The following is a 13,462-nucleotide window of genomic DNA, read 5'->3' as shown; positions in this document are numbered from 1 at the left end:
GGAGAGGCCGGCTTCGTTTCGCCGCCCTGTCAAAATAGGGTCAAGGCCCGGTAAATCGGATTGCTTCGTGGTTCTGCTGGGATGAGAGCGCGTGAAAGGCTGGGCCGGTTGCTGGTGTGAACGGGTGGGAACGGTGGGGAGTTGGGGGCGGCGTGAGCAAGCGGCAGATCCGGCAGATGTTTCGGTTGGTGGCCTCGGGGGAGGCGGTACAGCTCACGAGTCCCATGGCCTCGGTGAAGAAGCTGGCCCGACTCGCCTTCCTCGCCCAGCAGTTCGGCTACGAGTACGCGGACGTACGCCAGGGCAGCGGGCGCAACAACGCGCTCACGATGCTCATCGTGCCCGATCCCGGCCCGCAGGCTCAGGCGCGTGCCGCGCAGAACTGGGCGCAGTATCCGCAGGCCGCGGACGGAGTGTCGTTGCCCCCTGTCGTCCCTGACGCGCTGGAACTCCTCAAGGCCCGCATCAACTTCGACCTCACCGGCAAGAACGCCGAGAAGCGGATGGTGTACGCGGCGTTCGGCCTCACCGCCGGGTGTGTCGTCCTCGGGGTCCGGGCGGGCGGGGACTCCGTCGCCTACACCGTGGCCGGAGTCCTGTGGGCCGTGGTGATGGTCGTCCTCGGGATCGGCCTCGTCGTCACGCGCAAGCGCAACGCCAAGTTCGCGGCACTGCTGCGGGCTGCCGGGTTCGCGCCCGTGACGGAGGAGGGCGGGCGGGTGCGGTATCTGCCGCCGACGGCCGGGTACGGGGGACACGCGGCCGGCCCGTACGGCGGCCCCTACACCCCGTACGCCTCGCATGCCCCGTATGCCGGCCAGGTCCAAGCCCCGGCCCAAGCGACGGCGCACGCCCCAGGTCAGGCCCAGGCCCAAGCTCCGGGTTACGCCCCAGGCCAGGCCCAAGCTCCGGTTTACGCCCCAGGCCAGGCCCAAGCTCCGGTTTACGCCCCAGGCCAGGCCCAAACTCCGGTTTACGCCCCAGGCCAGGCCCAGGGTTACGCACCCGCCCCCGCCCCCGCACCCGTACCGGGACCCGCTCCCGCCCACGCCCCGGCCCCCGCCCCCGCCCCCGCCCACAGTCAAGCCCAAGGCCCCGCTCACCCCCAACCGCAGGCCTACCCCCCTGCTCCGGGCTCCTACGGGTCCCAAGCCGCCGGCCCGTACAGCCAGCAGCCTCCTGCTGCCGCCGCAGGCCGGCCCGGCAATCCCTATGCCTCCCAGCAGGGCGGCCCGTACCCCGCGCAACCCGGTGCCGGCCCCTACACCCAGCAGCCCCCGTACCCCCAGCAGCCTTCGTAACCCCACGCGAGGCGGCCTCAGTCGCCTCAGTGGCCCTCAGCCCCCTGCTGGGTGACTCGGCGCCTACCCCTCCCACACCTCCGGCAGCCCGAACGCCGTGAAGGCTGTGGGGAGTTGGAAGACCACCGTGTGGCTCACCGCGCCACGGTCCGCTGTGAACACCTGCAGGGTGTGGAGGAGGTGCGCCTCGTCGCCCGGTCCGCGGACGTATGCCGCCAGTGCGGGCTGGCCGTTCGCCGACGTAGGACGCAGGCGCCAGTCCGTGCCGCGCATCGCGAAGACGCGGGCGATGAAGGCGACGTAGGCGTCGGGGCCGACGTACCAGTTGAGGACCGGGGGCATCTCCAGGATGACGTCCTGGGTGAGCAGGGCGCGCAGGGCGTCGAGGTCGGCGTCCTCGAAGGCGCGCAGATAGCGGTCGATCACCGCGCGCTGCTCGTGGTCCGGTGGTTCCGTCACCTCCTCCTCCGTCAGGCCGGCCTCGCCCAGTCGTGCGCGGGCCCGCTGGAGCGCGCTGTTCACGGATGCGGTCGAGGTGCCTAGGGCCTCGGCCACCTCCGCCGCCGGCCAGGCCAGTACGTCCCGCAGGATGAGGACCGCCCGCTGACGCGGGGGAAGGAGCTGCATCGCGGCGATCAGCGCGAGGCGCAGGCTTCCCCGGGCGACGACCACTCCGGCGGGATCCCCGGCCGCGGCCCCGGCACCGAAGGCGAGCCGGGCTCCGCCTCCGTCAGGGAACGGTTCCAGCCACGGCACCTCCGCACCCAGTGTCATCGGTGCCCCCGGATCCTCCAGCGCGCCGACCAGGCCCGACGGCAGGGGCCTGCGGGCGCGGCCGCGCAGAGCGGTCAGACAGGTGTTGGTGGCGATGCGGTACAGCCAGGTGCGCAGGGACGCGCGCTCCGCGTCGTAGCGGTCGTACGCCCGCCAGGCCCTGAGCATCGTCTCCTGCACCAGGTCCTCGGCCTCGTGCACCGAACCGAGCATCCGGTAGCAGTGCGTCAGCAGCTCGCCGCGGTAGGGGGCCGTCCGTTCCTCGAAGTCGTCGCGGCTGTCGAAGTCGTCGCGGTTGTCGGAGTCGTCGTGCCGGTCGAAACCGTCGCGGCCGCCGCGGCCGTCGAAGTCCTCGCGGTCGTCGCGGTCGTCGCGGTCGTCGGAACCGTCGCGGTCCTCGTCGATGCGCTTCTCCATGTCTGCTCCTCGGTGCCTCGGTGCCTCGGTGCCTCGGTGACTCGGCGGCTCGGCGGCTCGGCGGCTCGGTTCCTCGACGGTTCGGCTTCTCGGGGCCTCGCGGCTCGGCTCTTCGGGTTCGTCGCTCGCCGGTACGTACCTCCGGGGGCGCCGGAATTCATCGCTCCCGGCACCGATGAGTTCCGGCGTCAGCGGAAGTACGTACCGGCAACGAACCCATCCGAGGAGAAGGATCATCATGAACGCCACGGACACCAGCCAGGACATCCGCTCCGTCATCGACCGTCTCTACTCCGCCTGGGCGGACCACGACGCCGACGCGTTCGCCGATCTCTACACCGAGGACGCGACGGTCGTGATGCCGGGCGTCTTCCACGACGGCCGGGAGGAGATCCGCGCCTACATGGCGGCCGCGTTCGACGGACCGCTGAAGGGCTCCCGGCCGCTCGACGAGCCCCGGCGGATCCGCTTCCCGCGCCCCGGTACCGCCGTCGTCGTCAGCGAGGCCGGGATTCTCCTGGCCGGTGAGAGCGGGCTGCCCGCCGACCGGCTGCGCCGTGCGACCTGGGTACTCGTCCGCGATCCCGCCGACGGGAGCTGGGCCATCACCTCGTACCACAACGCCGCCGCCTGACGCACGAGCCGCCCGGTGCCGCCCCCGACGCGGCCTCCACCCGTCCCGCCCCGTCCTCACCGCCGGGTCCGGGACCGGGTGAGAGCAACGTTCCCTTCCGGTCACTCACAGCCTCAGGGCCGGAAACGCGTCCTCCCTACCTTCGGGAAACAGCAGCCCAGTAAGCCCGGAGAACCAACGGAGGCGTGAGATGACTGCCCCTGCCACGAGTACGGCCCCTGCGCGGGGCGGTCGCTGGATCGAGGAGTGGGATCCAGAGGACGAGGTCTTCTGGGCGGAGAAGGGGGAGAAGGTCGCCCGGCGGAACCTGTTCTTCTCCGTGTTGTCCGAGCACATCGGGTTCTCCATATGGACCCTGTGGTCGGTGATGGTCCTGTTCATGGGGCCTGAGTACGGACTCACCCCGGCCGACAAGTTCCTGCTCACCTCGATGGTGACGCTGGTCGGCGCGGTGGTGCGGGTGCCCTACACCTTCGCGGTCGCGCTCTTCGGTGGCCGGAACTGGACCATCGTGTCCGCGAGTCTGCTGCTCGTGCCGACCGTCGCCGCGTTCGTGGTGATGGAGCCGGGCACCTCGTTCAACACCTTCCTCGTGGTGGGCCTGCTGGCCGGCATCGGCGGCGGCAACTTCGCCTCCAGCATGACCAACATCAACGCGTTCTTCCCGCTGCGGAAGAAGGGCTGGGCGCTCGGCCTCAACGCGGGCGGCGGCAACATCGGCGTCCCCGTCATCCAGTTGGTGGCGCTCGCCATCATCGGCGCGAGCGGCGGGCCGCGGGTGCTCCTCGGGATCTACATCCCGCTCATCGTGGTGGCCGCCGTCCTCTCCGCCCTCTTCATGGACAACATCGCCTCCGTGAAGAACGACACCGGCGCGGCCCTGGACGCCGCGAAGGACGCGCACACCTGGATCATGGCGTTCCTGTACATCGGGACCTTCGGGTCGTTCATCGGCTACGCCTTCGCCTTCGGGCAGGTGCTTCAGGTCCAGTTCGGTCGTACGCCGCTCCAGGCCGCCTACCTCACCTTCATCGGCCCGTTGCTCGGTTCCCTGATCCGGCCCGTCGGCGGATGGCTCGCCGACCGCTACGGCGGCGCCAGGATCACGCTGTGGAACTTCGTGGCCATGGCCGCGGCGACCGGGATCCTCGTGGTCGCCAGCAGCGAGAAGTCGCTGCCGGTCTTCGTCTGCGTCTTCGTGGTGCTCTTCGTGCTCAGCGGGCTCGGCAACGGGTCGACGTACAAGATGATCCCCGGCATCTTCCAGCGGAAGGCCGAGGCGAAGGGGCTCGAAGGGGAGCAGGCCGCCCGCTACGGACGCCGGCTCTCCGGTGCCTCCATGGGACTCATCGGTGCCGTGGGCGCGCTCGGCGGCGTCGGCATCAACCTGGCCTTCCGGCAGTCGTTCCTCAGCTCCGGCTCCGGCACCGGCGCCTTCGTCACCTTCCTCGCCTTCTACGCGGTCGCCTTCGTGGTCACCTGGGCCGTATACCTTCGCCGCCCGGCCGCCACCGGAGCACGGGCCACCTCCGCCACCGAGGCGAAGTCCCAGCTCAGCTACGCGGAGGTGTGACGTAACACGCCCGACATCACGTTGATCCGAGCCTGTCACGGTGCGTTGACAGGCTCGGCTCAGCCACGGACGTACGACAGCACAGACCCCGTACGACGACTCGACGAGCGCGAGACGAGAGCCATGTACGACGAACAGCAGCGACCCGACCACGGGCCTCTCTCCGGGTTCACCGTGGGAGTGACCGCCGCGCGCCGGGCCGACGAGCTCGGCGTGCTGCTCCAGCGGCGCGGGGCCACCGTCGTGCACGCGCCGGCCCTGCGGATCGTGCCCCTCGCCGACGACGGCGAACTGCTCACCGCGACCAAGGAGTTGGTCGACCACGCGCCGGACGTGGTGGTGGCCACCACCGCCATCGGATTCCGCGGGTGGGTCGAGGCCGCCGACGGCTGGGGCCTCGGCGAGGAACTGATCGAACGGCTGCGCGGGGTGGAACTGCTGGCCCGCGGGCCCAAGGTCAAGGGCGCCATACGGGCCCAGGGCCTGACCGAGGACTGGTCGCCGTCCTCCGAATCGATGGCCGAGGTGCTCGACCGGCTGCTCGAAGAGGGCGTCGACGGCCGCCGTATCGCCGTACAGCTGCACGGTGAACCGCTGCCCGGGTTCGTGGAGTCGCTGCGGGCGGCCGGCGGCGAGGTCGTCCCCGTGCCCGTGTACCGGTGGATGCCGCCGGAGGACATCGGGCCCGTCGACCGGCTGCTCGACGCGGCCCTCACCCGCGGCCTGGACGCGCTCACCTTCACCAGCGCGCCCGCCGCCGCCTCCCTGCTGTCCAGGGCCGAGGACCGGGGCCTGCTCCCGGAACTCCTCGCCGCGCTGCACCACGACGTCCTGCCCGCCTGCGTCGGCCCGGTCACCGCGCTGCCGTTGCAGGCCCACGGCATCGACACCGTCCAGCCCGAGCGCTTCCGGCTCGGCCCCCTCGTACAGCTGCTCTGCAAGGAACTGCCCGGCCGGGCACGGTCGTTGCCCATCGCCGGGCACCAGGTGGAGATCCGGGGGCACGCGGTCCTGGTGGACGGGGCACTGCGGCCCGTACCGCCCGCCGGGATGTCGCTGCTGCGGGCCCTCGCGCGGCGGCCCGGATGGGTCGTGGCGCGCGCCGAGTTGCTGCGCGCGCTGCCCGGCGCCGGCCGCGACGAGCACGCCGTGGAGACCGCGATGGCCCGGCTGCGTACGGCACTTGGCGCGGCCAAGCTGATCCAGACCGTCGTCAAGCGGGGCTACCGGCTCGCGCTCGACCCCGCCGCGGACTCCAAGTACGCCGACGTCTGAGGCCGCCGGTACAGGAACAGGGCACGGGCGAGGCAGGCCAGCGCGAACGTCGACAGCAGGGCCCGTACGACGTTCCAGGCCACCCAGGTGTCCTCGAACCGGTCCCGTACGGCGGCCGGGTCGGCGATCTGTGAAGGGTCGCCGGCGTCCGCGAGGTCGTTGTTGAGCGGGATGTTCACGGCCATGGTGACGACCAGGACGAGCGTGTAGGCGGCGAGGGCGGCGAACACCCACCGCCGGTTCGGCGCGCCGCGCGACTGCCGGGCGGCGACCGCCGTCAGTACCAGCGCGCCCAGGAAGCTCAGGAAGAACACCGGGTTCTGGATCACGTCGTTGATGTTCTGCATGACCTCGATGAAGACGCGGTCGTCGCTGCGGGCCAGCGACGGCATGATCGCGCAGGCGAAGATGTAGAAGACCCCGGCGATCAGCCCCATCGCGACCGTGGCCGCACCCAGTACGCCTGCGGCGGTGCCGTGCCGCTCCGTGTTGTTGTCCGTCATGTCCCTCAGTCAACCGACCGGCGGGCGCGGGTGACATGGCCGAGGCGCGCGGCCGCATACGCGGACGTCCACCACACGGTCGCCGCGACGTCGGGCACCGTCCGGGACCCCGGGTCCGCACGCGTCCGGTACGCGTCCGGTGCGCGTCCGGTAAGGGGGCGGTACTGAGTCTTCCGGCGGGGCGCCGGGGCATGCACTGTAGGGGGTACGACGGCGGGTGACCCCAAGGCGGTGACAGGCGCATGGCATCGGGCATGGCCACAGCCTCGTACGAGCTGCGGTTCGACTCCGGGCGGATCTGCCTGGACCTGACGGCGACCACCCATCCCGAGGAACGCCTCGACTCGGCCGCCCGGTTGGGTGCCTGGGTCGTCGCGTCCGGGCTGGTGCCGGTGGGAACGCCGCTGGCCACCGTGGACGCGGCATGGCTGCTCGGCTTCCAGGAACTGCGCGGACATATCGCCCAGTTGGTGCGCGGTGAACTGGACGCGCGGCCCGCCGACAGCGCGCTCGCCCGTGTCAACGCCCTCGCCCTCGCCGCACCGCCCGCACCCTGGGCCGTCCGCGCCGACGACGGCTCGCTGCGCCGCGGGCTGCACACCCCACCCGGCTGTGCCGAACTGCTCTCCGTGGTGGCCCGGGACGCCCTCGATCTGCTCACCGACCCGCCGGCGAGGGCTAGTCTGCGACAGTGCGAGGGCGACAACTGTCCGATCGTCTACCTCGACACATCGCGGGGCCGCCGCCGACGCTGGTGTTCCAGCGAGGTGTGCGGCAACCGGGAGCGAGTGGCCCGGCACCGACGCCGGGCGGCTCTGGCACGCGCCTGATCACATCCGTACGTGATCTTCCAGTAACCAGAGGTGATCGATACGCATTCTTTTCGGTGTCTACACATCTTCAACAGAAAAAACTCTGAACACTTTGAACACCCGCGTACCTACACACGTACCCGGTGATGAGCGACCGACTGGGGGAACCCCCGGACACCGGAGGTAGGCGTGCGCAAGGATTCAGCCGTGGCTGATGAACACAGGCCAAGGGCCCGACATCGCATGTCTCAGCAGTCTTCGTCGACCGAACCCGACGAGGAGCTGATGCGTGCGCTGTACCGGGAACACGCGGGGCCCTTGCTGGCCTATGTGCTGCGCCTGGTCGCAGGAGACCGGCAGCGCGCCGAGGACGTCGTGCAGGAAACACTCATCCGTGCCTGGAAGAACGCCGGCCAGCTCAATCGAGCGACCGGTTCGGTACGCCCCTGGCTGGTGACGGTCGCCCGACGCATCGTCATCGACGGCCACCGCAGTCGGCAGGCCCGGCCGCAGGAGGTCGACCCGTCGCCGCTGGAGGTCATCCCCGCGGAGGACGAGATCGACAAGGCGTTGTGGCTGATGACACTGTCGGACGCGCTGGACGACCTGACCCCTGCTCACAGGGAAGTACTGGTCGAAACATACTTCAAAGGGCGTACCGTCAATGAGGCGGCCGAAACGCTCGGCATTCCCAGCGGCACTGTGCGCTCACGGGTCTTCTACGCCCTGCGTTCGATGAAGCTGGCGCTGGAGGAGCGGGGGGTGACGGCATGAACACGTACGGGGGTTACGGAACAGGTGGGCCGGGAGCCATGCAAGGTCCACGAGGACAGCAAGGGTCCGGGGACATCCACGAGACCGTCGGCGCCTACGCCCTCGGCATCCTGGACGACACCGAGGCGACAGCCTTCGAGGAACACCTCGCGACCTGCGAGTGGTGCGCCCAGCAGCTCGACGAGCTCGCCGGGATGGAGCCGATGCTCGCCGCGCTCGCGGACCTGCCCGCCTCGCAGGGCAGCCCGGCCATCGGGGAGTCCCTCTCGGCCCGCCCGAGCCCACGGCTCGCGGAGCGGCTGGTCGACGAGGTCTCGGCTCGGCGCGTCCAGAAGCGCCGGCGCGGAATGTACCTGGTGGCGGCCGCGGCCGCGCTGATCATCGGTGGTCCGCTGACCGTCATGGCCGTCAACGGCGGCGGCGACGGTGGCACGAACATCCCGGAGGCGCACGCCACGAGCCCCGCCAAGGCCGCCTTCCAGGTCATGACGGACAAGGCCGAGGCCACGGACCCGAGCACGAAGGTCAACGCCGTCGTCGCCGTCGAGCCGAAGGACTGGGGCACCCACGCCGTCCTCCAGCTCAAGAACGTCAAGGGCCCGCTCAAGTGCTCCCTGATCGCCGTCGGCAAGAACGGCGAGCGTGAGACGGTCACCTCCTGGGCGGTCCCGGACCGGGGTTACGGCCTCGCCAACGCCAACAACGAGGAGGCCAAGCAGCCCCTCTACGTGCACGGCGGCGCGGCCTTCACACCGAACCAGATCGACCACTTCGAGGTCATGACCTTCGAGGGGAAGCGGCTGGTCGAGGTGAACGCGTGAGCGGACTCCGGGCGCGCACGTAGCCTCACGGGCCTCCCTTCGCGTACGGTTGACGGCTGCCCAGCACGTCAGAAGGGGGCCCGGTGGCCGCTCAGGCTCAGCAGGAAACCGCGCTCGGCTCGGTCCACGTTTCCGTACCGGACGAATCCGTCAAGGACGACTCCGTACGGGACCGTGAGATCAGCGTCGAACAGGAACATCTGGACCGGGTCTACCGGCGCCTCGAGGAGAAGATCCACGAGGCCGAGTTCCTGATGCACGACGCCGCCCAGCGCGGTCACGTCGGTACACCGGGGGCGCTCGCAGAGCGGGATGCCCAGGTGTTCCGCGCAGGAATCCACCTCAACCGTCTCAACAACGAGTTCGAGGACTTTCTCTTCGGCCGTATCGACCTGCTCCGCGGGAAGGACGGCACGAAGGGCCCCGACGGGGCCTACACGGCGGTGGAGGCCGCCGAGGGCTCCATCCGCGAGGACAACACGGCCGACATCGCGGAGACGCTCCACATCGGCCGTATCGGCGTCCTGGACGCCGACTACGCGCCGCTGGTCATCGACTGGCGGGCGCCGGCCGCGGCCCCGTTCTACCGCTCCACCCCGGTCGACCCCGGCCGGGTCGTACGGCGCCGGGTCATCCGCTCCAAGGGCCGCAAGGTCCTCGGCGTCGAGGACGACCTGATGCGCCCGGAGGTCAAGGCCTCCCTCGACGGCCGCGAGCTCCCCGTCATCGGTGACGGTGCGCTCATGGCCGCGCTCGGGCAGGCCCGCAGCCACACCATGCGCGACATCGTGGCGTCGATCCAGGCCGAGCAGGACATGGTGATCCGTGCCCCCGCCGCGTCCGTGACCTACGTCGAGGGCGGCCCCGGCACCGGCAAGACGGCGGTGGCCCTGCACCGGGCCGCCTACCTCCTCTACCAGGACCGCCGCCGGTACGCGGGCGGCATCCTGATCGTCTCCCCGACCCCGCTGCTCGTCGCCTACACCGAGGGCGTGCTGCCCTCGCTCGGCGAGGAGGGCCAGGTCGCGATCCGGGCGATCGGCTCGCTCGTCGACGGCGTGGGCGCCACGCTGTACGACTCCCCGGCGGTGGCCCGCGCCAAGGGCTCGTACCGGATGCTGAAGGTGCTCCGGAAGGCGGCGCGCGGGGCGCTGGAGTCGCCGGCCCGCGCGGCCGGCGGTACTTCCGGGCAGCTCGCCCTCGGGGAGCCGGAGACGGCCCCCGCCGGTCCCCCCACCCGGCTGCGGGTCGTCGCCTTCGGGCGCCGGCTGGAGCTGGAGTCGGCCGAACTGGACCGCATCAAGAACAACGCGCTCGGCGGGACCGCGCCGGTCAACCTGCTGCGGCCGCGCGCCCGCAAGCTGCTCCTCGACGCGCTGTGGGCGAAGTCGGGCGCGGGGACCCGGCACGCGGACCCGGAGCTGGCCGCCGAGCTGCGGTCCTCGTTCGACGAGGACGTCGCCCTGGAGGACAGCTTCCTGGCGTTCCTGGAGGCCTGGTGGCCGGAGCTGACCCCCCGCGGGGTGCTGAACGCCATGGCCGACGAACGGCGGCTGGGGCGCTGGGCGCGCCGGATCCTCAACCCCGGCGAGGTCCGCCGGGTGGCGCGCTCGCTCAAGCGGGACGGGCACTCCGTGCACGACGTGGCGATGCTCGACGAGCTGGAGGCGATCGTCGGGACACCCGCCCGGCCCAGGAAGCGGCGCGAGCTGGACCCGCTGGACCACCTCACCGGTCTTGAGGAGCTCATGCCCCAGCGCGAGGAGACCCAGCGCGAGCGTGCCGAGCGGCTGGCACAGGAGCGGACCGAGTACGCGCACGTCATCGTCGACGAGGCGCAGGACCTCACGCCCATGCAGTGGCGGATGGTCGGCCGGCGCGGCCGGCACGCCACCTGGACGGTCGTGGGCGACCCGGCCCAGTCCTCCTGGTCCGACCCCGACGAGGCGGCCGAGGCCCGTGACGAGGCCCTGGGCACCCGGCCCCGGCGCCGGTTCACCCTCACGGTCAACTACCGCAACCCGGCCGAGATCGCCGAGCTGGCAGCCAAGGTCCTGGCCCTCGCCATGCCGGGCTCGACGTCGCCGTCCGCCGTACGGTCCACGGGCGTCGAACCCCGGTTCGCCGTCGTGCGGGACTCCCTCGCGCAGACCGTGCGCGCCGAGGCCGCACATCTCCTGGACCGGGTCGACGGCACCGTGGGTGTCGTCGTCGCCATGAACCGGCGCGAAGAGGCCGCCCGCTGGCTCGCCGGGCTCGGGGACCGCGTGGTGGCCCTGGGAAGCCTGGAGGCCAAGGGGCTGGAGTACGACGCGACGGTGGTCGTGTCGCCCGCGGAGATCGCGGACGAGTCGCCCGCCGGACTGCGTGTCCTGTACGTGGCCCTGACCCGGGCCACGCAGCAGCTCACCGTCGTCTCCAGCGACCGCGACGACCCCGACCCGAACGGCGTCCCCGATCTCCTGCGGGACTGACGCGGTCACCGTCCCCCGCTCCCCGGGCGGGGGACGGTGACCGCCCAGCCGCCCCGTCCCGGCCGAAAAGAACTCCCGGGACGGGAATTGCCTTACGGGAATCCTTTGTTACCTTTGACGTGGCACCGACCCGATCCAAGCCCCCGGGCCCAACCTTCGTCGCTACGAGCGACCACTTGCCGCGAGGCGAGCATGGCGGGTCGGTGTCATTGAACGTCGTCCTTCACCGAAGGACCTGAAGAGGCCCACGTCACCCGTGACGTGGGTCTCTTTCGTTGTCCTGTCGGTTCTCGTATGGTGGAACCCGTTTTCCGAAAATGCCGAGAACGCGGCCCTCCGGCGAACAAAACGTTCGCAATCCAGGGCGACTACCCCGTACTCAGGGGTAGGTGCGACGATCGGACGGCACAAAGCAGTGACACGGTGAAAGCAGAGGAAGTCGGCCATGGCAACGGCGCCCAGCGTCTCCTACTCGATGACGGTCCGGCTGGAGGTGCCCGCGAGCGGAACCGCGGTCTCCCAGCTCACCACGGCCGTCGAGTCCCACGGAGGCTCGGTGACCGGCCTCGACGTGACCGCGTCCGGCCACGAGAAGCTCCGGATCGACGTCACCATCGCGGCGACCTCCACCGCGCACGCCGACGAGATCGTCGAGCAGCTGCGGCACATCGAGGGCGTGACCCTCGGCAAGGTGTCGGACCGTACGTTCCTCATGCACCTCGGCGGCAAGATCGAGATGCAGTCCAAGCACCCGATCCGCAACCGTGACGACCTCTCCATGATCTACACCCCGGGTGTGGCCCGGGTGTGCATGGCGATCGCCGAGAACCCCGAGGACGCCCGCCGCCTCACCATCAAGCGCAACTCCGTTGCGGTCGTGACGGACGGCTCCGCCGTGCTGGGCCTCGGCAACATCGGCCCGATGGCCGCGCTGCCCGTCATGGAGGGCAAGGCGGCCCTCTTCAAGCGCTTCGCCGGCATCGACGCCTGGCCGCTGTGCCTGGACACCCAGGACACCGACGCGATCGTCGAGATCGTGAAGGCGATCGCCCCCGGCTTCGCCGGCATCAACCTGGAGGACATCTCCGCGCCGCGCTGCTTCGAGATCGAGGCCCGGCTGCGCGAGGCCCTCGACATCCCCGTCTTCCACGACGACCAGCACGGCACGGCCATCGTCGTCCTCGCCGCCCTGACCAACGCACTTCGCGTCGCGGGCAAGGCGATCGGCGACATCAAGGTCGTCATGTCCGGCGCCGGCGCGGCCGGTACGGCCATCCTCAAGCTGCTCATCGCCGCGGGTGTGAAGCACGCCGTCGTCGCCGACATCCACGGCGTCGTGCACGCGGACCGCGCCGACCTCGTCGACGCCGCGGCGGACTCGCCGCTGCGCTGGATCGCCGACAACACCAACCTCGAAGGTCTCACGGGCACGTTGAAGGAGGCGGTGCGCGGCGCCGACGTGTTCATCGGTGTCTCCGCCCCGAACGTGATCGACGGCGACGACGTGGCCTCGATGGCCGAGAACGCCATCGTGTTCGCGCTCGCGAACCCCGACCCCGAGGTCGACCCGGCAATCGCCCGCCAGACGGCGGCAGTTGTGGCCACCGGCCGCTCCGACTTCCCCAACCAGATCAACAACGTCCTGGTGTTCCCGGGCGTCTTCCGCGGCCTCCTGGACGCCCAGTCGCGTACCGTCAACACGGAGATGATGCTCGCCGCCGCGACCGCGCTCGCGAGCGTGGTGACCGAGGACGAGCTCAACGCGAACTACATCATCCCCAGCGTCTTCAACGACAAGGTCGCGGGCGCGGTCGCCGGAGCGGTGCGCGACGCGGCGAAGGCGGCGGGGGCGACGGCAGCGGCCAACACGACCGCGTAGCACGGGTCGAGCCGGGGGCGTACGACCGCGTGATTGCGGCCGTCGTCACGCCTGTGACGGGCGCCACGCCCGCCTGGAACCCGGCGCGTCGCGGAACGCGGGGCCAGTGGCCGCCTCTAGGGTGGCGGCCAGGCTCAGGCCTCGCAGGCCTTTCCGTGTGACCCCCAAGGGTGTTCGTTTGACTCCCAGGGGTGCCGGATTGGCTTTCCCGCCGCAGGTGGGGGC

At 70.9% G+C, this 13,462-nt stretch carries 11 protein-coding genes; 9 read left to right on the top strand and 2 right to left on the bottom strand.

All coding sequences use genetic code 11. The annotated features are described in order from the left end of the window. Positions 1-152 precede the first annotated feature (152 nt). Positions 153-1,301 (top strand): hypothetical protein, encoded by a 1,149-nt coding sequence (locus tag ABZX90_RS07545; protein WP_355202270.1) that lies wholly within the window; start codon positions 153-155, stop codon positions 1,299-1,301. 63 nt (positions 1,302-1,364) lie between these two features. Here ABZX90_RS07545 and ABZX90_RS07540 read toward each other — a convergent pair whose 3' ends face one another. After that, positions 1,365-2,492 carry a sigma-70 family RNA polymerase sigma factor gene (locus ABZX90_RS07540; protein WP_355202267.1) on the bottom strand — a complete coding sequence of 376 codons (1,128 nt, stop codon included), beginning with the start codon at positions 2,490-2,492 and terminating at the stop codon, positions 1,365-1,367. Positions 2,493-2,730: 238 nt separating this feature from the next. Here ABZX90_RS07540 and ABZX90_RS07535 point away from each other — a divergent pair, with 238 nt between their 5' ends. The 3 genes from ABZX90_RS07535 (at position 2,731) to ABZX90_RS07525 (ending at position 5,974) form a co-directional block, all read left to right on the top strand. After that, positions 2,731-3,126 (top strand): SgcJ/EcaC family oxidoreductase, encoded by a 396-nt coding sequence (locus tag ABZX90_RS07535; RefSeq protein WP_355202264.1) that lies wholly within the window; start codon positions 2,731-2,733, stop codon positions 3,124-3,126. Between the two features lie 190 nt (positions 3,127-3,316). Beyond that, positions 3,317-4,699, top strand: a complete 1,383-nt coding sequence (locus tag ABZX90_RS07530; protein ID WP_351122786.1) for a nitrate/nitrite transporter — start codon at positions 3,317-3,319, stop codon at positions 4,697-4,699. 123 nt (positions 4,700-4,822) lie between these two features. Next, positions 4,823-5,974, top strand: coding sequence for a uroporphyrinogen-III synthase (locus ABZX90_RS07525; RefSeq protein WP_351122835.1), 1,152 nt, complete (start codon positions 4,823-4,825; stop codon positions 5,972-5,974). Here ABZX90_RS07525 and ABZX90_RS07520 read toward each other — a convergent pair. Next, positions 5,923-6,477, bottom strand: a complete 555-nt coding sequence (locus tag ABZX90_RS07520; protein ID WP_351122784.1) for an anthrone oxygenase family protein — start codon at positions 6,475-6,477, stop codon at positions 5,923-5,925. The two genes, ABZX90_RS07525 and ABZX90_RS07520, sit on opposite strands and share 52 nt — an antisense overlap. Before the next feature lie 242 nt (positions 6,478-6,719). Between ABZX90_RS07520 and ABZX90_RS07515 the strand changes: the two genes are divergently transcribed. The 5 genes from ABZX90_RS07515 to ABZX90_RS07495 all read left to right on the top strand — a co-directional run bounded on the left by ABZX90_RS07515 (position 6,720) and on the right by ABZX90_RS07495 (position 13,237). Beyond that, a complete protein-coding gene (locus ABZX90_RS07515) occupies positions 6,720-7,307 on the top strand; it encodes an ABATE domain-containing protein (RefSeq protein ID WP_355202260.1) in 588 nt (195 codons plus the stop codon). 225 nt (positions 7,308-7,532) lie between these two features. After that, positions 7,533-8,063, top strand: coding sequence for a sigma-70 family RNA polymerase sigma factor (locus ABZX90_RS07510; RefSeq protein WP_037619265.1), 531 nt, complete (start codon positions 7,533-7,535; stop codon positions 8,061-8,063). 38 nt (positions 8,064-8,101) lie between these two features. After that, entirely contained in the window at positions 8,102-8,884 is a 783-nt protein-coding gene (locus ABZX90_RS07505; protein ID WP_351122778.1) for a zf-HC2 domain-containing protein, read from the top strand. 83 nt (positions 8,885-8,967) lie between these two features. Next, on the top strand, positions 8,968-11,358 hold the full coding sequence (locus tag ABZX90_RS07500) for a UvrD-helicase domain-containing protein (RefSeq protein ID WP_351122776.1): 2,391 nt from the start codon (positions 8,968-8,970) through the stop codon (positions 11,356-11,358). 445 nt (positions 11,359-11,803) lie between these two features. Beyond that, positions 11,804-13,237: an NAD-dependent malic enzyme gene (locus ABZX90_RS07495; protein ID WP_351122773.1), complete on the top strand. Its 1,434-nt coding sequence runs from the start codon at positions 11,804-11,806 to the stop codon at positions 13,235-13,237. Positions 13,238-13,462 lie beyond the last annotated feature (225 nt).

Origin of the sequence: Streptomyces sp. NPDC002935 (assembly GCF_040611295.1) — a bacterium.
In the GTDB taxonomy this organism is placed as follows: Bacteria; Actinomycetota; Actinomycetes; order Streptomycetales; family Streptomycetaceae; genus Streptomyces.
Note: the sequence above shows the minus strand (reverse complement) of the source record. Positions and strands in the feature narration are given on the sequence as shown.